The sequence below is a fragment of the Arthrobacter sp. UYCo732 genome (assembly GCF_040547265.1).
In the GTDB taxonomy this organism is placed as follows: domain Bacteria; phylum Actinomycetota; class Actinomycetes; order Actinomycetales; family Micrococcaceae; genus Arthrobacter.
On sequence record NZ_JBEPPJ010000001.1, the window covers coordinates 55,626 to 77,088 of the forward strand.

At 67.3% G+C, this 21,463-nt stretch carries 17 protein-coding genes; 12 read left to right on the forward strand and 5 right to left on the reverse strand.

What is annotated here, in order from left to right; genetic code table 11:
- The 9 genes from ABIB45_RS00280 to hemL all read left to right on the forward strand — a co-directional run bounded on the left by ABIB45_RS00280 (position 1) and on the right by hemL (position 9,117).
- Positions 1–1,458: a protoporphyrinogen/coproporphyrinogen oxidase gene (locus tag ABIB45_RS00280; protein ID WP_354213881.1), complete on the forward strand. Its 1,458-nt coding sequence runs from the start codon at positions 1–3 to the stop codon at positions 1,456–1,458.
- A 102-nt stretch (positions 1,459–1,560) separates the two neighbouring features.
- Positions 1,561–2,421: a hypothetical protein gene (locus ABIB45_RS00285; RefSeq protein ID WP_354213882.1), complete on the forward strand. Its 861-nt coding sequence runs from the start codon at positions 1,561–1,563 to the stop codon at positions 2,419–2,421.
- Positions 2,422–2,534: 113 nt separating this feature from the next.
- The gene (gene hemQ / locus ABIB45_RS00290) at positions 2,535–3,236 is read left to right on the forward strand and encodes a hydrogen peroxide-dependent heme synthase (protein WP_354213883.1); all 702 of its coding nucleotides are present in this window, start codon (positions 2,535–2,537) and stop codon (positions 3,234–3,236) included.
- The gene (locus tag ABIB45_RS00295) at positions 3,233–4,498 is read left to right on the forward strand and encodes a ferrochelatase (RefSeq protein ID WP_354213884.1); all 1,266 of its coding nucleotides are present in this window, start codon (positions 3,233–3,235) and stop codon (positions 4,496–4,498) included. The genes hemQ and ABIB45_RS00295 overlap by 4 nt, the downstream gene beginning before the upstream one ends.
- Positions 4,495–5,478: a hydroxymethylbilane synthase gene (hemC, locus tag ABIB45_RS00300; protein WP_354213885.1), complete on the forward strand. Its 984-nt coding sequence runs from the start codon at positions 4,495–4,497 to the stop codon at positions 5,476–5,478. Before ABIB45_RS00295 ends, hemC begins: the two co-directional genes overlap by 4 nt.
- The gene (locus ABIB45_RS00305) at positions 5,465–6,340 is read left to right on the forward strand and encodes a uroporphyrinogen-III synthase (protein ID WP_354213887.1); all 876 of its coding nucleotides are present in this window, start codon (positions 5,465–5,467) and stop codon (positions 6,338–6,340) included. The genes hemC and ABIB45_RS00305 overlap by 14 nt, the downstream gene beginning before the upstream one ends.
- Entirely contained in the window at positions 6,337–7,317 is a 981-nt protein-coding gene (gene hemB, locus ABIB45_RS00310; RefSeq protein WP_354213888.1) for a porphobilinogen synthase, read from the forward strand. Before ABIB45_RS00305 ends, hemB begins: the two co-directional genes overlap by 4 nt.
- Positions 7,318–7,375: 58 nt before the next feature.
- On the forward strand, positions 7,376–7,702 hold the full coding sequence (locus ABIB45_RS00315; protein WP_354213889.1) for a hypothetical protein: 327 nt from the start codon (positions 7,376–7,378) through the stop codon (positions 7,700–7,702).
- Between the two features lie 95 nt (positions 7,703–7,797).
- Complete coding sequence (gene hemL / locus ABIB45_RS00320) at positions 7,798–9,117, forward strand: glutamate-1-semialdehyde 2,1-aminomutase (protein ID WP_354213890.1); 1,320 nt, start codon at positions 7,798–7,800, stop codon at positions 9,115–9,117.
- Between the two features lie 107 nt (positions 9,118–9,224).
- On the opposite strand, the gene ABIB45_RS00325 is transcribed toward hemL, so the two are convergent.
- The 4 genes from ABIB45_RS00325 to ABIB45_RS00340 all read right to left on the reverse strand — a co-directional run bounded on the left by ABIB45_RS00325 (position 9,225) and on the right by ABIB45_RS00340 (position 12,757).
- Positions 9,225–9,962: an amino acid ABC transporter ATP-binding protein gene (locus tag ABIB45_RS00325; RefSeq protein ID WP_354213892.1), complete on the reverse strand. Its 738-nt coding sequence runs from the start codon at positions 9,960–9,962 to the stop codon at positions 9,225–9,227.
- Positions 9,959–10,723, reverse strand: coding sequence for an amino acid ABC transporter permease (locus tag ABIB45_RS00330; RefSeq protein WP_354213893.1), 765 nt, complete (start codon positions 10,721–10,723; stop codon positions 9,959–9,961). The genes ABIB45_RS00325 and ABIB45_RS00330 overlap by 4 nt, the downstream gene beginning before the upstream one ends.
- Before the next feature lie 33 nt (positions 10,724–10,756).
- On the reverse strand, positions 10,757–11,707 hold the full coding sequence (locus ABIB45_RS00335; protein WP_354213894.1) for an ABC transporter substrate-binding protein: 951 nt from the start codon (positions 11,705–11,707) through the stop codon (positions 10,757–10,759).
- A gap of 339 nt (positions 11,708–12,046) precedes the next feature.
- Positions 12,047–12,757 carry a 3'-5' exonuclease gene (locus ABIB45_RS00340; protein WP_354213895.1) on the reverse strand — a complete coding sequence of 237 codons (711 nt, stop codon included), beginning with the start codon at positions 12,755–12,757 and terminating at the stop codon, positions 12,047–12,049.
- Between the two features lie 63 nt (positions 12,758–12,820).
- On the opposite strand from ABIB45_RS00340, the gene ABIB45_RS00345 reads away from it, so the two are divergent.
- Genes ABIB45_RS00345 through ABIB45_RS00355 form a run of 3 tightly spaced genes read left to right on the forward strand, consistent with a single transcriptional unit; the run spans position 12,821 to position 20,165 of the window.
- Positions 12,821–13,237 carry an MGMT family protein gene (locus tag ABIB45_RS00345; RefSeq protein WP_354213896.1) on the forward strand — a complete coding sequence of 139 codons (417 nt, stop codon included), beginning with the start codon at positions 12,821–12,823 and terminating at the stop codon, positions 13,235–13,237.
- Positions 13,234–16,671 (forward strand): ATP-dependent helicase, encoded by a 3,438-nt coding sequence (locus ABIB45_RS00350; protein ID WP_502909076.1) that lies wholly within the window; start codon positions 13,234–13,236, stop codon positions 16,669–16,671. The genes ABIB45_RS00345 and ABIB45_RS00350 overlap by 4 nt, the downstream gene beginning before the upstream one ends.
- Positions 16,668–20,165, forward strand: coding sequence for an ATP-dependent helicase (locus tag ABIB45_RS00355; RefSeq protein WP_354213897.1), 3,498 nt, complete (start codon positions 16,668–16,670; stop codon positions 20,163–20,165). The genes ABIB45_RS00350 and ABIB45_RS00355 overlap by 4 nt, the downstream gene beginning before the upstream one ends.
- Here ABIB45_RS00355 and ABIB45_RS00360 read toward each other — a convergent pair.
- A complete protein-coding gene (locus ABIB45_RS00360; RefSeq protein ID WP_354213898.1) occupies positions 20,152–21,456 on the reverse strand; it encodes a macrolide 2'-phosphotransferase in 1,305 nt (434 codons plus the stop codon). The two genes, ABIB45_RS00355 and ABIB45_RS00360, sit on opposite strands and share 14 nt — an antisense overlap.
- Positions 21,457–21,463: the final 7 nt, after the last annotated feature.

Genomic DNA, 21,463 nt, shown 5'->3' on the forward strand with positions numbered 1-21,463 from the left:
GTGGAAAGCTCCTTAAAGCCGGCCCCGGCTGCCATCGTCCTGGGTGGCGGCATCTCCGGCCTGCTGGCAGCGCGGGAACTGGCCACGGCCGGCCAGGCCGTAACCGTCTTGGAAGCTACCGCGCTCTGGGGCGGCTGCGTTGGCAGCCATGTGGTGGCAGGCCTCACCCTGGACAGCGGGGCGGAGTCCTTCGCAACACGCTCCACCGCGGTGGCCGAGCTGGCCGCTGAACTTGGGCTGGCCGGCAAGATCGTTTTGCCCCGCCCCGGCGGTGCCTGGGTGCAGCTTCCGGACGGCCCCCGGGAGCTTCCCAAGACCGGCGTCCTGGGCATTCCCGCCAACCCATGGGACCCGGAGGTCCGGCGTTCCCTTGGATTTTTTGGTTCGCTGCGGGCGTCATTGGACAAGTACCTGCCCGCCAGGGTGGGCGCGTCAGCGGAAGTCACCAGTGTCTCGGCGCTGGTCCGGGCGCGGATGGGCCGTCGGGTGCTGGAGCGGCTGGTCGCTCCGGTGGTGGGCGGCGTGCACTCCGCCGATCCCGGGCTCCTCGATGTCGATATGGTGGCCCCGGGCCTGCGCGCGGGGATCCGGACGCACGGGTCGCTGGCTGCCGCAGTTGCTGCCCAACGCCGCGGTCCGGGCGGGCCTTCCCTCGCGAAGGCGGGTTCCGCCGTCGCCGGACTCGAAGGCGGGATGCACACCCTGGTCACGGCCCTCGTCAGCGATCTCCATGAACGCGGCGTCACACTGCTCGCCGGTTCCCCGGCGGGTGCAGTGGAGCGGACCCCCGATGGCTGGCGGGTCACCGCGGGTGAAGAAACGTACGACGGCGGCCTGCTGGTGGTGGCGCTCCCCGGCCCGGCCGCCGTCGGGCTGCTGCAGGAGGCAGTGCCCGCCCTCGCCGGCAGGAGTCCAGAGCACGGGCCCGACGTCCGGCTTGTCACGCTGGTGGTGGACCTGCCTGAACTGGACCGCAGGCCGCGGGGTACCGGGATCCTGGTGGCACCCCAGACACCGGGCATCCAGGCAAAAGCACTCACGCATGCGACCGCGAAATGGGACTGGCTGGCAGCCGCGGCCGGGCCCGGAACCCATGTGTTGCGTCTGTCGTACGGCCGGCTGGAGGGTACTGCCGCTGACGGCTCGGACGCCCCGGGCTCCAGGGCAGACGGCTCTACAACTGCAGCGGGCTCCGACCTCCTGGCTGCAGCCCTGCGGGACGCTTCCAGCCTGCTGGAGGTCCCGGTGCAGTCGAAGGACCTAGTGGGCTGGGACGTGGTGAGGTGGCAGGGCGCCCTGCCGTTCGCTGCGGTGGGCCACAAGGCCCGGGTGGCCGGGATCCGCAGCATCTGCGCCGCGGAGAGCGGGCTGGGCATAATAGGCGGCTGGGTGGCCGGCAACGGACTCGCCGCTGTTGTGTTCGACACACGAAAAGAAATTCACGGCCTGCTCAGCTGATCATCGCCCCTGTTCAGCGCAATATAGCCCCGGCGGCCGTCCGCGACGGGGCCAATTTCCCGGTTTCCAATCCGTCCGATCCTGTGGCTAGGGTCGATAGCTATGGTTATTTACAGGTCCGAACCTTCCCGTTCCAGGACCAGTATCCATGGGGGATTCCGGCGTGGCGCGGCTGCCGCGGCCCTCGGAACGATACTGGTACTTTCTGCAGGCGTCCCCGCCTCCCAGGCGGGGACGGGCCAAAGTGAATCCGGCAAGCCCGTCCAGGCCAAAGACCATCAGGATGACTCCCTGATCGGTGGCCTGTTGAGGGGCCTGCGGGATGAGCCAGAAGACCGCACCGAGTCGCCTGAACCTTCACCGGCCGCGTCAACCCCGGCCACCCCGGGCGCCGCCAGGCCGGGTCCCACCAGGCCGGGTCCCACCAGGCCGGGTGCCACCAGGCCAACCGAGCCGGCAAACCCGCCTCCCACTTCCCCTGCGACCGGCAGTCCAACGTCGCCGGCCCCGGTTCCTACGGATACAGCGGCCCCGGTTCCTACGGATACGTCGGCCCGGGGAGCCTCACCACGGTCGTCCCGCCCCGGACCTTCGGCGCCGTCGCCCGCGCCGTCATCGACGGCCCAGGACTCCGGCACCGCCGCACCGGCAACGGGAGCAGCCCCGGAGAACCAGGGCCAGTCCGCCGCACCCGGAACAGGTCAGCAGGCATCCGAACCGCAGAAGTCCCAGCATCCCGGGGGCGACCAGTCCACCGGCCACGCCACGGATGAAGCCACGGCCGGCGCCACCAGCAGCGGGTCCACGGAAACTGCCGGGCTCTCCACTGCACCGTCCTCGCGGCACAAGATGTCTGCGGCAGCTGAACCCGCCGCCGAAACAGCCAAGGTGTGGCTCGGCGTCGGCCTGATAGGTTCTGCCGGAGCTGCAGGGCTCCTGTTTGCCCGGATCCGCAGGATCTGACTACTGCCGGACGAGGCTGGCAGGCCATACGGAGGTGTGAAATCGGGCACTTCTACGTCATGTAGAAGTCGCTGGTTTCGACTTGGGGGGAGGGAACGGGCAAACTGGTAACTATGAGCCACACTTCTGCCGAATCTGTCACTAAAACCGAAGAATCAGCCAAGCAGTTCTTCACCCTCTGGACCGTTTTCAAGCGCACCGAGTCCCTGGTTCGCAGCGCTGGTGCTGCCGCCGATTTTGACGCCCTGCTGTCCCGGCTGTCCGACGCCGGCGTCACCCACCGCGGGAGCTACGACGTGTCCGCCATGCGTGCCGACGCCGACGTCATGGTGTGGCTCCACGGATCGAAGCCCGAAGCGCTCCAGCAGGCCATCCGCGAGATCCGCCGCAGCAAGCTCCTTGCCGGCACCGACATTGTCTGGTCAGCCATGGGTGTGCACCGCGATGCTGAATTCGCCAAGGATCACACTCCCGCCTATTCCCGCGGAGTGGAACCGGCTGAATGGCTTTGCGTCTACCCCTTCGTCCGCTCCTACGAGTGGTACCTCCTCCCCGACGCCGAGCGTGGCAAGATGCTGCGCGACCACGGCATGCTGGGCCGCGAGTTCCCCCAGGTTATTTCCAACACTGTGTCCGCCTTCGCCCTGGGCGACTGGGAATGGATCCTTGGCCTCGAGGCTCCCGAGCTCGTGGACCTCGTTGACCTCATGCGGCACCTGCGTTCCACTGAGGCCCGCAACCACGTCCGGGAGGAAATCCCGTTCTACACCGGCCGCCGCATCACCGCGGCAGAGGTCGCAGAGGTCCTCGCATGACCCCGAACGATCCTCTGGCCAGCTCCACCGTCACTGCTGTCAACCCCGTCACCGAGGCCGGCCGGATGGCTCCCGAGGACTATGACGCGGTGCTGCTCGCCTCCTTCGGCGGCCCCGAGGGACAGGACGACGTCATCCCGTTCCTGCGCAACGTCACCCGCGGCCGCGGTATCCCGGACGAGCGGCTCGAAGAGGTTTCCCACCACTACCGGGCCAACGGCGGCATCAGCCCCATCAACCAGCAGAACCGTCAGCTCAAAGCCGCCCTCGAGGCCGAGCTCGCCGCCCGTGGCATCAGCCTTCCGGTGCTGTGGGGCAACCGCAACTGGGCCCCCTACCTTCCGCAGACCCTGCAGGACGCTTACGACGCCGGCCACCGCAAACTGCTGATGGTCACCACCAGTGCCTACTCCTGTTACTCCAGCTGCCGCCAATACCGCGAGGACATCGGCATCGCCCTGACGGAGACCGGGCTGGACGGCCGGCTCGAGGTGGACAAGGTCCGCCAGTACTTCGACCACCCCGGCTTTGTGGAGCCGTTCATTGAGGGCACCACAGCCGGGCTCGCGGACGTCCGCGCCCAGCTCGCCGCCGCGGGCACCCCGGATGCCCCCGTCCAGATTCTGTTCGCGACGCATTCGATCCCCACACGGGATGCAGAAGCCGCCGGACGGTCCGACGCTGAGCCGCGCGAGTTTGAGGAAGGTTCCGCCTACGTGGCCCAGCACCTCGCCACCGCCTCGGCGGTCATCGAGAGGGTCAAAGCGGAATCCGGACTGACCGCTCCATGGTCGCTGGTGTACCAGTCCCGCTCCGGCGCCCCGCACGTGCCGTGGCTGGAACCGGACATCAACGATGCCATCGAAGAGTTGGCCGGCCAGGGGGTCAAGGGCATCGTCATCGTGCCGCTCGGGTTCGTCAGCGACCACATGGAAGTTGTCTGGGACCTGGACACCGAAGCGCTTGAGACCTGCCGCAACCTGGGGCTGGCCGCCACGCGCGTTCCGACCCCCGGTACCCACCGGAAGTTCGTCAATGGACTCGTGGACCTCATCTCGGAACGCACGCGTGCCAACAACATCGCCGACCGGTCCGCAATGACCGGCCTGGGCCCGTGGTATGACGTCTGCCGGCCCGGCTGCTGTGCCAATTTCCGCGGCGAAAAGCCAACCATCGCCGGAGCCGACACCACCGTCGGCACCGGGCACGACGAGTACCCGGCAGGCGGCGCAGACGCTGCCGGGGGAGAAGGCGCACTGTGACGGTCCGGATTGGAACGAGGGCCAGCAAACTCGCGCTGACCCAGACCCAGCAGACGGCTGACCAGCTGGCCGCCGTCGGCGGCTTCCCGGTGGAGCTGGTGCACATCACCACCGAGGGCGACGTTAAGACCGGATCGCTGTCCCAGATGGGCGGCACCGGCGTATTTGTCGCCGCCCTGCGCGATGCCCTGCTGCATGACACCTGCGACGTCGCGGTGCACTCGCTCAAGGACCTGCCCACCGGCGCAGCACTTGGCCTGACCATCGCCGCGACGCCCAAGCGTGTGGACGTGCGCGATGCGCTCTGCGCCCGCGACGGCCTCAAGCTGGCCGACCTTCCGCAGGGCGCCAGGGTGGGCACCGGCTCGCCGCGCCGCGCTGCCCAGCTGCGCGCCGCCCGCCCCGACCTGGATGTCCAGGATATCCGCGGCAACGTGGACACCCGCCTGGGCCGTGTGCCCGGCCTGCCCGGCAACGCAGAAGCCGCACCAGGTGACCTCGACGCCGTCGTCCTGGCCGCCGCCGGCCTGGAGCGCATCGGCCGCCTGGACGCCGTGAGCGAATTCTTAGAGACGGACGTGATGCTGCCCGCACCGGGACAGGGCTCGCTGGCCATTGAATGCAGGACGGCCGACGCCCCGCGCAAGGCCGGTTCCACCGAAGGTTCGCAAGGTGTCCTAGCGCAGGCCCTGGCCGCGCTCAACGATGAGGACACCCGCCTCGCCGTGACTGCCGAACGTGCTGTGCTGGCCCGCCTCGAGGCCGGCTGCGCCGCCCCCGTGGGCGCTTTCGCCTACCGGAAGGGCAGCATGCTGTACCTCGAGGCTGCAGTCTGCGCCGTGGACGGTACCCAGATTGTGCGTGAAAAGAAGGCGACGGACGGCCTGACCGAGGTTGGCGCCACCCTGCTCGGCATCGAGGTGGCCGAACTCCTCCTCGCCGCCGGCGCCGCGGAGATCGCGGATCTTGCCGCATCCTGATGACCTGGCGGGGTCGCTGGGTGGCAGGCGCGTCCTGATCACCCGGAGCGCCGACCGAGCCCGTCCACTGTCCTCGCTGCTGCGCAGCCTCGGGGCCGAGCCGCTGGTCCTGCCCCTCATCGACTTCGAGCGGGCCGCGGACCAGCCAGCCCTGGATGCCGCCCTGGATGCAATGGCGGCCGGGGATTTCGACTGGCTTGTGGTCAGCAGCATCACCACGGTCCGCATGCTCGCGGAAAAGGCCGCCGGGCGCGGAACTACGCTGGCAGCGCTCGTGCCTGCCGGGACCCGCGTGGCCACGATTGGACCGTCGTCCCGGCAGATTTTGGAGTCCGTGGGCATCCCCGTGGCGCTGGCCCCAGTGGACATCCAGTCCGCCGAAGGCTTGGTTGACCTCTGGACGGCGGCCCCCGAGCGCGTGCTGCTCCCGCAGGCGGACATCGCTGCGCCCGGTTTGCGCGAGGGCCTTGCGGCCAAGGGCGCCAACGTCACCCCGGTCGTGGCCTACCGCACCGTGGATTTCCCGGCCCGGCCGGAAGTCCGCCTGCAGGCGGAACTGCCGGCCGCCGTCGTGGATTCCAACCATGGGGCACCGCCGGAGCTGAGCCCGGTAGAGGCCCGCGAAGAGCTCGCCGCGGGAACCCTCGACGCCGTTGTGGCCGCTTCGCCGAGCGCCGCGCGCCGGATCGCTGCGACCCTGCTGCCGCTGGGCAGCTGCCGTTTCATCGCAATCGGGCGCCCGACGGCGGCACAAGCTGCCGCGCTTGGCATCCCGGTGGCAGCCACCGCCAAAGTACCAACCCCGGCCGGCATCGTGGCCGCCTTGGGCACCGTATTCGCCAACGAAGGGAACACCCGATGAGCTTTCCGAACCACCGCCCGCGCCGGCTCCGCACCACGCCCGCCATGCGCCGCCTCACCGCCGAGTACCGTCTGTCCCCCGCGGACCTGATCCTGCCGGCATTCATCCGGGAAGGCATCAGCGAACCCGCACCCATCACCTCCATGCCCGGCGTGGTGCAGCACACCACCGAGTCCCTCAAGCGTGCCGCCGCAGAAGCCGTGGAACTGGGCGTAGGGGGCATCATGCTCTTTGGCGTACCCGAGGTGCGGGATGCCCGCGGCACCGCCTCCCTGGACCCGGACGGCGTCCTCAACAAGGCCATTCGCGATGTCCGCGCCGAGGTGGGCGATGACCTGGTCATCATGGGCGACGTCTGCCTGGACGAATTCACCAGCCACGGCCACTGCGGCGTCCTGGACGCCGACGGCTATGTGGACAACGACGCCACCCTGGAAATCTACGGCCAGATGGCCGTGGCACAGGCCGATGCCGGCGCCCACGTGCTGGGGCCCTCAGGCATGATGGATGGCCAGATCGCCGTAATCCGCCAGGCCCTCGAGGAATCCGGACACAGGAACACCGTTATCCTGGCCTACGCGGCCAAGTACGCCTCCGCGTTCTACGGCCCCTTCCGTGAAGCCGTGGACTCCCAGCTTAAGGGCGACCGGCGAACGTACCAGATGGACGCCGCCAACCGCCGCGAAGCCATCCTCGAGGTGGAACTGGACCTTGAGGAAGGCGCCGATATGGTCATGGTTAAACCGGCCATGAGCTACCTCGACATCCTGGCCGACGTCGCCGCGATGAGCCCCGTACCTGTCTCGGCCTACCAGATCTCGGGCGAATACGCGATGATTGAGGCCGCCGCTGCGAATGGCTGGATCGACCGGCGGGGCGCCATCACCGAATCCGTCCTCGGCATCAGGCGGGCCGGCGCCAATACCGTGCTGACGTACTGGGCCGCCGAGCTCGCAGGCTGGCTCAAGGAATCCTGACGGGCCGAATTTTGATGCCGCGGGAATGTTTCCGGCGGCCCCGGAAGTTTGTATGCGTATGCATGAAAACAGCGAGCTTTCCGGAACCACTCCCTCAACCCCGGGCCACGCCACCGCTCCCGTCGCCTATGCCGACCTGTACCGGCGCACCCTTGGCGAGGCTGGCAAGGAACCTCAGGCGCTGTCGGTGCACTCTCCCGGCTATGGGGGGGTGGCAGCGAAGGTAGTCAGCCTCAACAAGACCCTGGGCGCGGACCGCTTCGAGATGAAGTACAGCAGCGGCGCGCTGCCCCACGCTCAGATGATGCGCTCCATCGAACTGTTCGGCACCAAAGTGGCGCCTCTCGTCGCAGACCAGCTTGCGGACGTGCTCGCTGACCGCTGACAGCTGTCCGCTGACACTCACGGCCTGGATTGCGGCATCCGGCGCTCGCTGTGGCGTGCGCCGGATGCCGCGGCATGGGATGGGAGAATAGGGGTATGACTCGTTCCGATGCCCTCTTCGCCCGTGCCCAGACCCTGATGCCCGGTGGCGTCAACTCGCCCGTCCGTGCCTTCGGCTCGGTGGGCGGGACTCCGAGGTTCATGGTTTCGGCCAAGGGCCCCTACCTGACGGACGCCGACGGCAACGAGTACGTGGACCTGGTCTGCTCTTGGGGGCCGGCCCTCCTGGGCCACGCCCACCCGGCTGTGCTCGAGGCAGTGCACGCAGCTGTAGACCGCGGCCTGTCTTTCGGAGCCTCCACGCCGGACGAGGCAAACCTGGCCGCTCTCGTGCAGGAGCGTGTGCCCGCCGCCGAGCGTGTCCGGATGGTGTCCACCGGCACCGAGGCCACCATGACGGCCGTGCGGCTGGCCCGCGGTTTCACCGGCCGGAATCTCATCATCAAGTTTGCCGGCTGCTACCACGGCCACCTCGACGGGCTGCTTGCCGCCGCCGGATCGGGTGTTGCCACCCTGGCGCTGCCCGGCTCGGCCGGTGTCACCGAAGCCACGGCCGCCGAAACCCTCGTTCTGCCCTACAACGACCTTGCCGCCGTTGAGGCCGCCTTCGCTGAGCACGGACCCAACATCGCGGCCATTATCACCGAAGCCGCGCCGGCGAACATGGGCGTGGTCACCCCGGCGGAGGGCTTCAACCTGGGGCTGTCCCGCATCACCCGCGAGCACGGCGCCCTGCTGATCGTCGATGAGGTGCTGACCGGTTTCCGCACCGGTTACTCGGGCTACTGGGGCCTGACCGGCGGCGCGCCCGACGCCGCGGACCCGTGGACCCCGGACCTGCTCACCTTCGGCAAGGTCATCGGGGGTGGAATGCCGGCCGCGGCCCTCGCCGGACGTGCCGACGTGATGGACTTCCTGGCGCCCCTGGGGCCGGTCTACCAGGCCGGGACGCTGTCCGGCAACCCGGTGGCCATGGCGGCCGGCGTCGCCACCCTGACGCACGCCACGCGCGACGTCTATTCGTTTGTTGACGTCCGGTCGCTGGAACTTTCCTCGGCGTTGTCCGCCGCGCTGGACGGTGCCGGTGTGGACCACTCCATCCAGTTCGCCGGCAACCTCTTCTCTGTGGCGTTCGGAACCTCGGCCCACGGCGTCCATAACTACGCGGATGCCCAGGCCCAGGAAACCTTCCGGTACGCGCCGTTCTTCCACTCCATGCTGGACTCCGGCGTTTACCTGCCGCCGTCCGTCTTCGAAGCCTGGTTCCTTTCGGCAGCCCACGACGACGCCGCCATGAACCGGATCTTTGACGCTCTCCCGGCCGCCGCCCAAGCTGCAGCCGCCGCTAAAGGCTAGTCCCGGCGTCGGCACCCTCCTAACCCAGAAATCCCCGCTCCCGGACAACTCCCCGCAACATGATTGGGGGAAAAGTCCGGGAGTCGGGGATCTCTGGGTTGTGCGCCCTAAAGCACGTCCGAAAGGAAGCCCCTCAGTCGATCCGTTGCAGGCGCCGTGAAGATTTGCTCGGGTGGACCCGATTCGACCACCACACCGGCGTCCATGAACGTCACTGTGTCCGAGACATTGCGGGAGAAGCCCATTTCGTGGGTCACCACCACCATGGTCATGCCGCCCTTGGCGAGGTCGGCCATGAGCGCCAGGACGCCCTTGACCAGCTCAGGGTCCAGGGCCGACGTGGCCTCATCAAAGAACATCACCTCAGGTTTCATGGCCAGAGCACGGGCAATGGCCACACGCTGCTGCTGGCCACCGGACAGGGTGGAGGGTCGTACCTCCGCCTTGTGCGTCAGGCCGACCAGATCCAGCTGCTCCAAGGCCTCGGCCCAAGCCTGTTCCTTGGATAGCCCGCGCAGCTTACGCAACGCGAAGGCGATGTTCTCACCTACGGTCTTGTGCGGAAACAGGTTGAACTGCTGGAACACCATGCCGATACGGCGGCGCAGCTCGTCCGGGTTGTCCTTGAGTACCGAACGGCCATCGAGCAGGATGTCGCCCTGGTCCGGTTCAATGAGCCGATTCATGACCCGCAACAGCGTTGACTTGCCCGAACCGGAAGGGCCGATCACCGACGCGGTGGTGCCCTTTTCGACGTGGATGTCGATGCCGCGCAGGACCTTGTTGGATCCGAAGGCCAGGTGGATGTTCTTGGCGGTCAGAGTCCCTGAAGTAAATTCCGTCATGCTTGAGCTCCCTTGCCGACGACGGCGGCTGCCTCGTCCGGTTCCAGCTTCTGCGGGCGGCCGCTGCGCAGTCGGTTGTCGATGTAGTTGACCAGGTGCGTAAGCGGAATGGTCATGGCCAGATAGAAAATGGCGGCGGCGACATAGGGGGACAGGTTGCCGCTGCGTGCGGCAGCGTCCTGGCCGATCTGGAACAGCTCGCGTTCCGTGGCCAGCAAGCCCAAGGTGAAGACCAGCGAAGAGTCCTTGATCAGGGCAATGAACTGGTTCATGAGGGCCGGAAGCACCCGGCGGATACCTTGGGGCACCACGATCGAGCGCATGGAAGGCCCGTAACCAAAGCCCAGGGCCCGCGCTGCTTCCAACTGCCCCTTGTCCACGCTCTGAATGCCGGAGCGGAAGATTTCCCCCGTGTAGGCGGCGGCCATGAGGGACAACGCCGCAATACCCATCGGATAGGGGCTGTTGCTGCCTGTGATTTCGCGGAAGATTGGCCCGAATCCAAGGCCGATGACCAGGATGGTGAGGACCGCTGGGAGTCCACGGAAAACGTCCGTGTACACCCGGGCGGCCCACCGTGCCAAAGGATTCCGGGAGATTCCCATGAGAGCCAGGACCAGGCCGAGGAAAGCCCCAATCAGTCCCGAGGTGATCGCCAGGACCAGCGTATTGGGCAGGCCCACCGCGAGCATGCTCGGCAGAACCTCGGCGATCTGCTTCCAGTCAAGGAAGGTCTCTGCGAGTCGTGTCAGGAAATCCATATGGCGTCGCTATCTTCTCTGGGTGGTCGGCTTCTAGTTCGCAGGGAGCTTGACGGCCTTGCTGCCGGGCTTCCAACCCTCGGGGGTCTGCTCGGCAGCGGTCTTGCGGTCCGTGTACCACTGGCTAGTCTGCTTGGCCCAGGTGCCATCGGCAACTACGGCGTCCAGGGCAGAGTTCAGCGCTTCGAGGAGGGCCGGGTTGTCCTTGGCAACGGCGTAGGCCGTGAAGTTCTGTGTATTGAGCTTCTTCTCGGCGATCTTGGTGCCGTCACCGGGCTTGACCTGGCCGGTTGCCTGCTGCGACGGTGACACCCAGGCGTCCACCTGGCCACTCTTCAGGCTGGCGAAGACAGTGTTGTAGTCAGGGAAGGAAACCGGCTCAAGGTTCAATGTGTTCTTGACGTAGTCTTCCTGCACACTGCCGCTGACGACGCCAACGCGCAGGCCGCTCTTCAGATCCGCGAACGCCTGGGCCTTGGCATCTTCCTTGGTCACCAGGGCCATGTAGCCGAAGTCATAGCCGTTGGTGAATGCAACCGTTTCGCGTCGGGCATCCGTGGTGGAAATCGAGGAGGACCCGACGTCGAACTGCTTGTTCTTGACCTGGCTGAGAAGTGCCTGGAACTTGGTGGAGGCGAACTCGACCTTGAGTTCCAGCTTGTCGCCAATGGCCCGCAGGAGCTCGTTGTCGTATCCAGTGAACTTGCCCGACGGATCAATGAAGATGTTCGGCGGGGCGTCGGACAATGTGCCGACACGCAGGGTCCCGTCGGTGATAAGGCCCAGCTTGGACTTGTCAATCTTGTCCAGCGCAGTAACGTCCTTGGTGGTGTACTTGTCCAGCGTCTGCTGGTCGCTGCCAGCGAGGGCGTCCGTGGGAGTACCGCTCGGCTGGGCAGTCCCCGTGCCGCAGGCGGCCAGCGAGACAGCCAGGGCAACCGCGACGGGAACGCTGGTCAGCCACTTCATGGCTTTGGTCTTCATGGGAAAGTCACTTTCATCAGAGTCATAGGTTCAAACGGGCCGCACGGCTACATGGCAGGAGCCTGGAACGTGCCCGGGGGTAGGCCCGCGCGGGCCGGGGCAGAGGGTGACCGCAAAACTTAATCATCTCACTTCAGGCCGAAGCCGAGGAGTGTCGAAGAAATAGCACCCCTCTGCCGCAAAAGCTGCAGATTCTTTGATTAACGCCGCAGGGTGGGTCGCATCACTGAGCGGCTCCAGTGATTGGCCGAATCCACGCTTCCAAAGGGGTTGCGCCCCCCGATGCCCCCAGACTGTGAGATAGCTCGCAGCCGGGAATTTTTGCTTGCCCGGATAAAGCTAGAAGTCGCCGCGGCTGGCGTCTTCTGGCGGCAGGACGGGCCACTCTCCTTCGATCACAGCCGCGGGTTTGGTCTTGCGCAGGTAGTTCTGGAAGTCTGCCGCCTGGCTGACGGCCCAGTCCTTTTGCAGTTCGTGAAGCTGGCTGGCCGGCATTTTGAGCTTGGGGAATTTGACGGTCATGGCGTCCAGCATCCGGAGTGTGGCCAGGGCGTCCGCCGCTGAGGTGTGGGCATTGTCCAGAGTGATGCCGTACTCCTCGCAGAGTGCGGTCAGCGTGCGCTTGCCCTTGCGGTACCTGTCCACCTGCTTGTTCATGATGTACGGGTCCAGGACAGGGAAGCGGGTGAGCTGCCGGACGCCATAGCGGGCTGATTCGGCGGCCAGGACCGTGAAGTCGTAGCTGGCGTTGAAGGCAATCACCGGGATGCCGGCGTCGAACAGTTCCTGCAGGACGGTGGCGAGCTCACCGGTGACTTCCTGGGCCGGACGCCCCTCACGCCGGGCCTGCTCGGTGGTTACGCCGTGGATATCGCTGGCCTCGGCAGGGATTTCAACACCCGGATCGGCAAGCCATTCGTGTTCCTTGATCACATCCCCGTTGTGGCCCACCACCGTCACCGAAGCCGTGACAATGCGCGCGGCACGCGAGTTCCGTCCGGTGGTTTCGAGGTCGAAGGCTGCGCGGGGGAGGGTGTTCCAGGTGCTCATGCTTCAACGCTACCGGCCAGCACCGACAGGATCCGGGACCGCCACTGCGGCTAGTCTGGATCCATGCGGATTGAGTACGTCGAGGCGGTCCTGGCGGTGGTTGAACTCGTTCCGCCCGGGACCGCTCTGGCCTACGGCGATGTGTCCGAACTGCTGGGCTCCGGCGGTCCCCGGCAGGTTGGCCGCGTGCTGAGCCACTACGGCAGTTCCGTACCCTGGTGGCGGATCCTGAAGTCCAGCGGGCACGGTCCCTACGGGCATGAAGCTGACGCCCTCCGCCACTACCTCCAGGAGCGGACGCCGCTCCTGGGACGTCCAGAGGAGTACCTGCCCACGGGCGAGGGCCGGTGGCGGGTGGACCTGATGGCAGCGCGGTGGTCTCCGGACGAGGACGATTTTGACCGAATCGACCTGATTGCGGAGCATCTGCAGCTGCGGCTGCACCGATTGTCAGTGGCTGATGATGGAATGTCTGTGTGACCGTAAGACTTCCAGATGTTGATCCCCTTGCCTTCTCCCGTGCAGCCACGCCGGCCGCCCCGGCGGGGGGCTCCGGCGGCACGGGCCTACGCCTTCTTCCGCCGCGGCAGGTCCACGCCGAGGTTCCTGTGCTGTCAGCGGACCAGCGCGGTGCCGTTGAGGTGCCGCATGGTTCAGGACCAGTGCTGGTCCCGGGCGCGCCCGGAACCGGCAAGTCCACGGTCCTGATCGAAGCTGCCGTCCGCCGTGCCGTGCAGGACGGTGTGGACCCGGAACGGATCCTCATCCTCGCGCCGGGGCGGCTGGCCGCGGACTCGCTCCGGGACCGGTTTACAGCACGGCTGGACAGAAGCCTAAGCACTACTCCGGCCCGGACGTGGGCCTCCTACGCTTTTGACCTGATCCGTCGGGCCAAGGCGGAGGGTATCCTTCCGCTGCCCCGGGCACCACGCCTCCTGTCGGGCCCGGAACAGGACCTCATCATCAAGGAACTCCTGGAAGGCCATCGGATGCCCGGTCTCGAACTTCCCTGGCCCGCGGATCTGGAAGCGGCCTTGGAGACGCGCGGTTTCCGGCACGAAGTGCGCCTGCTTTTTGACCGGATCATCGAATCCGGCCGGACAGCAACTGACCTTGCGGAGATGGGGCGCCATTGCGGCAGGCCGGACTGGATCGCCGCCGCGGCCCTGTATTCGGAGTATCGGGATGTCCTGGACCTGCGGATGCCAGAGGCATTCGACCCCGCGGGCATCATCACCACCGCCCGGCAAATCTTCCAGGACGAGCCGGATTTCCTGGCTGCGGAACGTGAACGCCTCCAGCTGGTGCTGGTGGATGATGTCCAGGAAGCCAACCCCGCCGTTTTTGAACTGCTCGCTGACATCGCCGCCGGCAAGGACTGCTACGTTGCATTCTCCCCGGACACCGTGGTGCAGGGCTTCCGCGGGGCCAGGCCGGATCTCGTCGCTGATCTTCCGCGGCTGCTGTCTGCCGAGTCCCGCGTCGTTGAGCGGCCACTTTGGTACACGCACCGGCACGCCCCCGCCATTGCGGAGGCCTGGCTCGGCGTAGCCGGCCGGATCTCACAGCGGGCCGGCGGGCAGTTGGCCCGGCGGCTTGAGCAGCCCGGTTCCGTGGCAGGATCCGCGCATTCCGGGACTGCCGCCGTCGTCGAACCCCACGCAATAGCGGCCGGAAATGTGGAGGCGCACTTGGTCCCGTCCCCGGTCCACGAGCTGCGGTACGTCACCCAGCGCATCCTTGACCAGCATGTAAACCGTGGCCGGGACCTCGGCGAGATCGCGGTGATTGTGCGCAACGGTGGACAGCTCACCGAGCTGCAGCGGTACCTTTCCGGGCAGGGGATCGCGGTACGCGTTCCGGTCGCGGAGTCCGCGGTCCGCGACGAAGTGGCAGTGCGTCCGTTGCTGGATGCCTATGCCATCGCGCTTGACCCTGAGCTGCTGACGCCGGAGGCCGCCGTCGCCCTGTTGACTTCCCGGATCGGCGGGGCGACGTCGATTGAACTGCGCCGCCTCCGGCAATCCCTCAGACGCGAGGAACTGCAGGGCGGCGGCGGCCGGACCAGTGACGCCCTGCTGGTCGAGGCGCTCCTGGAGCCGGGGGCCCTCGTCACCCTTGGGGTGGAGGGCAGGTCCGCGCGTCGGACCGCCCGCATGATCCAGGCCGGGCGGAAGGCCGCCGCCCAGCCCGGGGCCAACGCCGAAACTGTACTTTGGAGTCTCTGGCATTCCACTGGCCTGGCCAATGCGTGGACCGAAGCAGCCCTGTCCGGCGGCTCCCACGGGGCGCGGGCGGACCGGGACCTTGATGCCATGATGGCGCTCTTCCATACCGCCGAGCGTTATGTCGACCAGATGCCCGGCGCCAGTCCCGAGCAGTTCCTCGAATATCTCCTGAACCAGGAATTGCCCATGGACACGCTCGCAGCGCGGGCGCAGGTGGACGACGCCGTGGAACTCATGACCCCGGCCAGCGCCGCAGGACGGCAGTGGCCTGTAGTCATCGTGGCCGGGCTGCAGGAAGGCGTTTGGCCCAACACCCGGCTCCGGGGCGAGCTGCTGGGCAGCAGCCTGTTTGCGGACGCCGTGGAGCATGGCGTGAGCTACGCCCTGCAGCTGGACCCGCTGAGCAGGCTGCGGGAAATCCGTTACGACGAACTCCGGAGTTTCTCCACCGCCATTTCCAGGGCCGAGGATCTCCTCATCTGCACGGCTGTTTCCTCGGAGGATGACCAGCCGTCGTCGTTCCTCGACTACGTGGCGCCGCTCGAACCGGGACAGGAGGACAGGGGATTCACGCCCGTGGAGCGGCCCATGACGCTCCGGGCGCTGGTGGCCGAGCTGCGCCAGTACGCGCAGTTGGACGGCAAGTATGGGCCCGAGGCCGCCGAAGCCGCCCGGGTCCTGGCCGCGCTGGCAACGGCGGAACCGCCCGTCCCCGGGGCCCACCCGGACAGCTGGTGGGGGCTGTTGCCATTGAGCAGCTCGGAGCCGGTAGTCCCGGCCGGCGGGACGGTTTATGTCTCCCCCTCCAAGGTGGAGTCGGTGCAGAAATCTCCGCTTGACTGGTTTGTGCAGGCCGCCGGGGGTGAAGCTGCCACCGATTTCGCCCGCAGCCTCGGCACCTTGGTCCACGCCATCGCGCAGGACATGCCGGAAGCCTCCGGGGGCCAGTACGTCGAGGAACTTGTCCGCCGCTGGCCCACACTGGGCATGAAGGACAACTGGGAAGGCAAACTCGACTTCCAGCGGGCAGAAACGATGGTGCGCAAGCTCGCCCAGTACGTCCTGGTGATGCGGAGTGAGGGCCGGAACCTGCTGGGCGTCGAGCAGGACTTCGAGGTGCGCCTGCCAGACCTGCCGCCAATGCGGGCCGTCGACGACGGCGGCCCGGGGGGCGGCGTCCCGGACCCCGACGCCGGCGTCCCGGACCCCGACGACGGCGAAACCGGGTCCCGCAGCGCCGTCCTCCGCGGCCAGGTTGACCGGCTTGAGCTCGACAGCGAGGGAAGGCTGGTCATTGTCGACCTCAAAACCGGGAAACGGCAGCCCGGCAAGACAGAGTTATCTCGCCATCCCCAGCTGGGGGCCTATCAGGCAGCTGTCCTCGCCGGCGGATTCCCGGACGCACCCGGGACGACCGGCGCCGCCGAACTGGACGCAGCCGTGCCCGGTGGCGCAGTCCTGGCGCAGCTGGGCACCGCCACCAAAAGTCCTGGAGTCCAGCAACAGGAACCGTTGGACCCGGAGGAAAACTGGGCGCTGGCCATGGTTAACGATGCCGCAGCGCTGATGGCCGGCAACAGCTTCGAGGCGAGGCACGATCCTGCGAAGGGCAGCCACGGCGGCCATGGCTGCCGGCTCCCGGAGGTCTGTCCGCTGTGTATCCGGGGAAAGCAGGTCACGGAATGAGCCGCCAGCAGCCTCCCGAGCCCCTTTTTAGCCCAGTGCAGCTATCTGAGTTGCTGGGTGAAAAGAACAAGCCCACGCCTGAACAGTCGGCCATCATCTCCTCACCGCTGGCACCCCGGCTGGTGATCGCAGGAGCCGGCTCCGGCAAGACCGCCACAATGGCAGAGCGCGTGGTCTGGCTTGTCGCCAACGGCTGGGTCAGGCCGGAGGAGGTCCTGGGCGTCACGTTCACCCGGAAGGCAGCCGGCGAGCTGGCCACCCGGATCCGGGCGAAACTGGCCGCGCTGCAGCGCATCGCGGCCCAGGACACCCGGCATGAAGTCTTCCCGGAGGGCCTGCTCAGCAGCGACGCGCTTGAACCGAAAGTGTCCACGTACCATTCCTTCGCCAGCGGCATCGTCTCGGACTACGGGCTGCGGCTCGGCGTGGAACGGGACGTGGTGCTGCTGGGGGGTGCCCAGGCCTGGCAGTTGGCCAGCGAAGTGGTGGAAGCGTTCGACGGCGATTATCGCCACTTCAAGGCAGCAAAGTCCACATTGGTCAAGGCAGTCATCCAGCTGGCAGGTGAGTGTGCCGAGCACCTGCAGGAACCGGCCGACGTCGAAGCCTGGCTGATGGCGCGGCTGGCAGAATTCGACGGGGTTCCGTACGTCGCCGGTGCCGCGAAAAACGCGCCGCAGGCGGCCGGGGAACTGGCCGCGATGCTGCGCACGCGGGCCAGCGTAGCGGACATGGTGGGCCGTTACACGGCGGCCAAGAGAGCCCGGGGAGCGCTGGACTTCGGCGACCTCGTGGCGCTCGCTGCCCGAGTGGCGAGGGAGGTTCCGCTGGCTGCGGAGATGGAACGCCAGCGGTACAAAGTGGTGCTTCTGGACGAATTCCAGGACACTTCATACGCCCAACTGGTGCTGTTTTCCCGGCTCTTTAGTGAGGGGCACGCCGTCACGGCAGTGGGTGATCCGAACCAGTCCATCTACGGTTTCCGGGGCGCTTCCGCCGGGCAGCTTTTCCACTTTGTCCGCGAATTTCCCGTCCGCTCGGGCGGCGGCGACGGGCAGGCAACGTACCAGCCGGCGCCGACATCGTATCTCACGACGGCATGGCGCAACGGCCGTTCCATTCTCTCCGCAGCCAACATCATGTCGGAGGCGCTGGGCCGGGCGGAGGCACACAGGGCCCCGGCCGGCACCACCCCGATGGCCGCCGCCGTGCCGCCGCTGCAGCCCAGCCCGTTCGCGGTGGAAGGACAGGTGGTGCTGGGCCGCTTTGGCACCGACGCGGACGAAGCCACGGCCCTGGCCGGGGACGTCCTGAAGTACCGGATCACGGACTTCGAACGTGAGGCAGACGGCACTCCCGTGCCACCCGCCCTGGCCGTGCTCTGCAGGCGTCGCGCCCAGATGGAGACCATCCGGCGGGAGTTCGAGTCGCACGGGATCGCCTACGAAATCGTGGGGCTGGGCGGACTGCTGGACACCCCCGAAATCGTTGACCTCGTGGCAACGCTGCGCGTCCTGGCCGATCCGGGCCGTTCGGACTCTTTAATGCGCCTACTTGCGGGCGCGCGGTGGCGGATCGGGCCAGCGGATCTGATGGCATTCCGGGACTGGTCCAGCCAGCTCGCCCGCCGCCGCAGCCACCTGGCCGAAGCAAGGGCTCCGGATCCCGATGCCGTGGACGGGTCCGATGACGCTGTCATTGAAAGTGACCTGACTGACGGTGCCAGCCTGGTTGAGGCGCTGGACTGGCTGCCACGTGAAGACTGGGTCTCCGCCCAAGGGAGGGCGCTTACGGACGAAGCACGCGAAAGGCTCGGCAGGCTCTCGGCTGAACTGCGACAGCTGCGCGGCTATCTGGGGGACGATCTGACCACCCTTCTCGGCGAGGTGGAGCGCTCCATGATGCTGGACATCGAAGTAGCGGCACGCCCGGGGATCAGCATCCATCAGGCCCGCCGCAACCTGGACGCCTTCCAGGATGCGGCTGCCGGATTCCTGCGGACCTCCCACCGGGTGGACATCCTCGCGTTCCTCGCGTGGCTCGAGGCTGCTGCAGCCGAGGAGAACGGCCTCGAAGCACCGCCGCCGGATATCAACCGCGAAGCAGTGCAGTTACTGACCGTCCACGCATCCAAGGGCCTGGAATGGGATGTTGTTTTCGTCCCGGGCCTGAATGCGGGGGCGTTCCCGAGCAACAAGGACTCCCGGTGGAGCAGCGGCTCGGCCGCACTGCCCTGGCCGCTGCGGGGGGACCGTTCGGACTTGCCGCAGTGGGATACCGACCAGCCTGACCAGAAGGGGTGGCTGGACGCCGAAAAGGATTTCAAATCCGCTGTCCAGGTCCACGGTGAAGGCGAAGAACGCCGCCTGGCGTACGTGGCGTACACCAGGGCCAAACACGTCCTCTGGGTGTCCAGCGCCGCATGGGTGGGGTCGCGGGCAGGCCGCGCCGAAATGTCGCCATTCCTGGCCGAGCTGGAGCGGCTTGTTACCGCCCCCGTTGAGGGTACGGACACGCCCGGTGCCATGGTGCACCAAGCCTCGGTGGAGGAAGCCGCCCTGCCGGAAAAAAGCCCCTTGACTACCGAAACTGAGCTTGCCGGCTGGCCTTACGACCCTTTGGAGGGTCCGGCGGATCCGCGCACCGGTGAACGCCTGCGCACAGTCCCCGGCAGGCGGCTGGCCATGGAGGGTGCCGCGGCCCGGGTCCGGGCTGCCCTGGCTTCACCAGGCGCGGAGGGGGCGTCAGGTGGCGGGTCCACGCGTGCCGACGAGGCCGGGCCTGCCGGGGCGGCAGGAAAGACGCTCCGGGGCAATGCCGGGGCGTGGGCCAGCGAGGCCGACTTGCTGCTGGAACGCCGGTCCAGGCGGGCGGGCGGGCAGGATGTGCACCTGCCAGGCCACATCTCGGCGTCCACATTGGTGGATCTCGGCGAGGATCCCGCGGGAGTGGTGGGCCGGCTGCGGCGGCCAGTACCACGTGAGCCGGGCATGTCCGCGCGGAAGGGGACGGCTTTCCACGCCTGGGTGGAGGAGTACTTCGGCACCGCCGGAATGCTGGATCTTGGTGAGGCGCCGGGGTCCGACGATCACATCGACGAGGCCTACGACCTCGACGCCATGGTGGCCACGTTCAAAGCCTCGGAGTGGGCTGACCGGTCACCTGCGTTTGTTGAAGTGCCGGTCGAAACCCGGGTGGGGGACGTTGTAGTCCGCGGGCGGATCGACGCCGTGTTCCTCGATGCCGACGGCAGCTGGGACCTGGTGGACTGGAAAACAGGCCGCCGGCCCTCCGCGTCGCAGCTCCGCGCCAAATCCGTCCAACTCGCCGCATACCGGCTCGCATGGGCCCGGCTCAAAGGCGTCCCCGTCCACGAGGTCCGCGCTGCATTCTTTTATGTGGCGGACAACCAGGTGGTGCGGCCGCACGACCTGGGTTCCGCCGAGGAACTTGAAGGAATCGTGGCAGCAGCGCTCGAATCTAGTGCTTCCTGACATCCACTATGTTGATTGCCGCGGTGGACGTGTCCTCGGCGGCTCGGGCTGTACTTTCCAGAGTTGGGTCCGCCGGGATGCGGCCCACTTCGACGGCGGGCGGCACCGGAGCCGGCCGAGCCGGCCGCGCTGGCGCCGGCGCCTGATGCAACCGTGCATCAGGTACCGCCACCTCGGGTACCTGTACGTGACGTACATCCACCTCGGGTACCGGGACGATACTGACCGCCGGAACCGGAGCGACCGTAACGGCGGGGGCGGGCGCCGCAGACACCGCCGGTGACGGCGTCACTGCCGGTGACGACCCGGCGTCGGCCGTTACGCCAGCGCCGGAAGGTGCCTGGCCAGGCAGCGGCTCCACGCTGATGGCCTGGCCGCCGTGTTCCTCGACGTCGGCCGCCAGGGATTCCAGCATGCTCTCGGCTTCGGCGACCATTTCAGCATCGCCGGCAGCAATGCCCTTGACGAGGTATTGGGCCAGGGCGAATTCGGCGGACAGCGCGGCCCGCCGCAGCAGATGCTGATCCGGAGCGTCCCGGCGGTTGTGGGTGTAGCTGGCCAGCACGGCGTCCACAAAATCCTGTTCGTTGGACGCAACCAGCCAGGCGAAGTCATCGGCGGGGTCGCCGATCCGGAGGTCAGTCCATCCCGTCACGGCCGTCACGCGGCTGCCGTCCACCAGGAGGTTGTCCTCATGCAGGTCGCCGTGGACAACACTCGGGTTGAACCGCCACAGCGAGACGTCCTCCATGGCATGTTCCCAGCGGAGCAGGAGCGAAGCCGGTATTTTGCCTGTGGTTGCCGCCTGGTCCAGTTCGTTTAGCCTGCGCTGGCGGAATTCGTTGGGGGTGTAGCTGGGCAGGTCGGCGTTGCTGACCAGGGAGTGCGGAAGGTCGTGGATTGCCGCCAGCGCGGTTCCAACCTCGCGGGCCAGGGCGGCCGGACCGGCGGTCAGTTCCTCCACGCTGCGGGTGCTGCCCGCAAGGTGCGAGTAGACAAACGTGCTCAGGCTGCCGAGGCGGACGCTGCCGGCCACGGTAGGCATCAGGAAGGGCAGTTCGGCCCGGATGGCCGGTGCGAACGCCCGGAGAACCAGGAACTCCGTCTCCAGCCTCGCGCTGGCCTCTGCATGCCGTGGCGATCTGACCCGCCAGCGTTTGCCTTCTGAATCAAGGAGCAGGGCGGAGTCGAAATCCGCGGGATCGTCCGCGTCGGAGCTGACGGCGGTGGGGGTCAGCCCGGGGACTGCCGCGGTTGCCACGGCTGCCAGTTCGATCGGTTTTCTTCTCACCGTTCCA

Bases quoted from the DNA above. Each gene is read 5' to 3' on its own strand.
- ABIB45_RS00355 (WP_354213897.1), top strand. From the start codon at position 16,668: ATGAGCCGCCAGCAGCCTCCCGAGCCCCTTTTTAGCCCAGTGCAGCTA.
- hemQ (WP_354213883.1), top strand. From the start codon at position 2,535: ATGAGCCACACTTCTGCCGAATCTGTCACTAAAACCGAAGAATCAGCC.
- ABIB45_RS00295 (WP_354213884.1), top strand. From the start codon at position 3,233: ATGACCCCGAACGATCCTCTGGCCAGCTCCACCGTCACTGCTGTCAAC.
- ABIB45_RS00325 (WP_354213892.1), bottom strand. From the start codon at position 9,962: ATGACGGAATTTACTTCAGGGACTCTGACCGCCAAGAACATCCACCTG.
- ABIB45_RS00315 (WP_354213889.1), top strand. From the start codon at position 7,376: ATGCATGAAAACAGCGAGCTTTCCGGAACCACTCCCTCAACCCCGGGC.
- ABIB45_RS00285 (WP_354213882.1), top strand. From the start codon at position 1,561: ATGGTTATTTACAGGTCCGAACCTTCCCGTTCCAGGACCAGTATCCAT.
- ABIB45_RS00335 (WP_354213894.1), bottom strand. From the start codon at position 11,707: ATGAAGACCAAAGCCATGAAGTGGCTGACCAGCGTTCCCGTCGCGGTT.
- hemL (WP_354213890.1), top strand. From the start codon at position 7,798: ATGACTCGTTCCGATGCCCTCTTCGCCCGTGCCCAGACCCTGATGCCC.
- ABIB45_RS00345 (WP_354213896.1), top strand. From the start codon at position 12,821: ATGCGGATTGAGTACGTCGAGGCGGTCCTGGCGGTGGTTGAACTCGTT.
- hemB (WP_354213888.1), top strand. From the start codon at position 6,337: ATGAGCTTTCCGAACCACCGCCCGCGCCGGCTCCGCACCACGCCCGCC.
- ABIB45_RS00330 (WP_354213893.1), bottom strand. From the start codon at position 10,723: ATGGATTTCCTGACACGACTCGCAGAGACCTTCCTTGACTGGAAGCAG.
- ABIB45_RS00340 (WP_354213895.1), bottom strand. From the start codon at position 12,757: ATGAGCACCTGGAACACCCTCCCCCGCGCAGCCTTCGACCTCGAAACC.